Source organism: Mesorhizobium sp. M5C.F.Ca.IN.020.29.1.1 (assembly GCF_003997375.1).
GTDB lineage: Bacteria > Pseudomonadota > Alphaproteobacteria > Rhizobiales > Rhizobiaceae > Mesorhizobium > Mesorhizobium wenxiniae.
The window spans coordinates 1-1,608 of sequence record NZ_RZSW01000906.1 but is presented as its reverse complement, the minus strand read 5'-3'; the positions used below and the strand labels follow the sequence as shown (position 1 = coordinate 1,608).

At 62.3% G+C, this 1,608-nt stretch carries 2 protein-coding genes; both read right to left on the bottom strand.

Annotation, left to right across the window (positions count from 1 at the left end):
• Nucleotides 1–1,007 (bottom strand): L,D-transpeptidase family protein (locus EOA85_RS34850; RefSeq protein WP_127212698.1); only part of this gene is annotated, 1,007 nt, incomplete at its 3' end.
• Between the two features lie 327 nt (nucleotides 1,008–1,334).
• Nucleotides 1,335–1,608 (bottom strand): winged helix DNA-binding protein (locus EOA85_RS34845; RefSeq protein ID WP_164760114.1); only part of this gene is annotated, 274 nt, incomplete at its 5' end.

Sequence of the window (1,608 nt, the reverse complement as noted above, 5' to 3'; positions counted from 1 at the left end):
CAACCCGAGGAATCGAAGCGCATCATCTTGCCGAACAGGCTCTGCTGCGGCGTGTCGTGCATGTAGACGCCGTCCGGGCTCGGGAAATTGATCTTGACCGAGGCCATCGCGTTGCCGGCGCCCGGATCCTGACGGAATCGGTATTTCTCCGCGTCGTCGGTCGACCAGTCGACGGTCAGCGGATCGACCTCGCTGCCATCCGGTGCGAACAGGCGGATCTTGCTGTCCTTGAGGTAGTTGGGGTCCTTCCGCATCAGCGGAATGATATCCTTGCGCACGATCGATACCGGCGCGTTCCAGTAGGGATTGACGATGATCTCGTTGATCTTGGAATCGACGATCGGCGTCTGGCGGTCGATCTTGCCGACAACGGCGGTGTGGCGCAGCACGACGCGGTCGTTCTCGACCGCCTCGATCTGGGCGCCCGGGATGTCGACCAACACATAACGGTTGCCCAGCGTGCCGGCGCGTTCGTTCAGCCGCTGCAGATTCGTCTGCAGCTGGCCAAGCCGGACCTGCGCCGAAACATTCATCGCCGCATAGGTATATTGACCCAGGGTCCCGTCGGAAGGCAGGCCATGGCGCGCCTGGAAGCGCTTGACCGCCGCATCGACATAGGAATCGAAGGCCTCTGACAGGCCGGCGCTCTGCGCCAGGTCGCCCGAAATCATCAAGCGCCTGCGCAATGGCACCACGTCGGGGTCGACAACACCGAGCTGCAATTTCTTGGTATCCGGGACCGGCTCCCAGCCGCCCTGCGCGACAATGTTCTGATACTGCGCTATCGCCTGCTCGGTGTACGCAACGGTCTGCAGGCTGACGATCGGCAGCGTCGAGGCCACCTTGCCGCCCTGGCTGGCGCGGGCGTCGAACTGGTCGTTCCAGTTGCCGCGGCCTGAGGATTTCAGGATATCCGCGATCACGTCCTGCGCGCTGGCACCACCGGCAAGCATCGTCGCGGCCAACGCGGAGGCTCCGGAAAGGAAGAAACGGCGACTGGTTCTCATGTACGCTCCAGACATTCCTGTAACAATTTCACCGGGCGATGCCGCCCGCACTCTAGGGTTGGCATTGTTAACAATTCGCCAACCATGACCCCTATCACTTCGCGAGAGCGCGCCGGGGGCGACGCGCGTTCAGGGAGACGCCGGCTTTCGCCGCAACATCACCCGCATCCTCGCTTTCACCGGGAATATGGCGGCAACGTGGCCCTGACCGTGATTTGGATCGGCCGGTATCACGAAACGGAAAGACCGATGCTTTTCGGCACCGGTCCTTGATTGGCTGTCCCGACCGCGCTTCTGTGGGGCGGCTCCCGATCTCGATGCGGCGCCTTACATCCGATACGCAATCGTGTCGTTCCAGAACCGATCCAGCCGCTGCAGGGCGCGGTTCATCTGCTTGAATTCTTCGGTGTTGATGCCGCCGACCTGCTCGATTGAGCCGACATGGCGCTCGTAGAGGCCGGCGACGACTTCCGCCACCTCACTGCCCTTCGGCGTCAGCGAAACCCGCACCGAACGGCGGTCGATACGCGAGCGCTGGTGGTTGATGAAGCCGAGATCAACCAGCTTCTTCAGATTGTAGGAGACGTTCGAGCCGAGATAG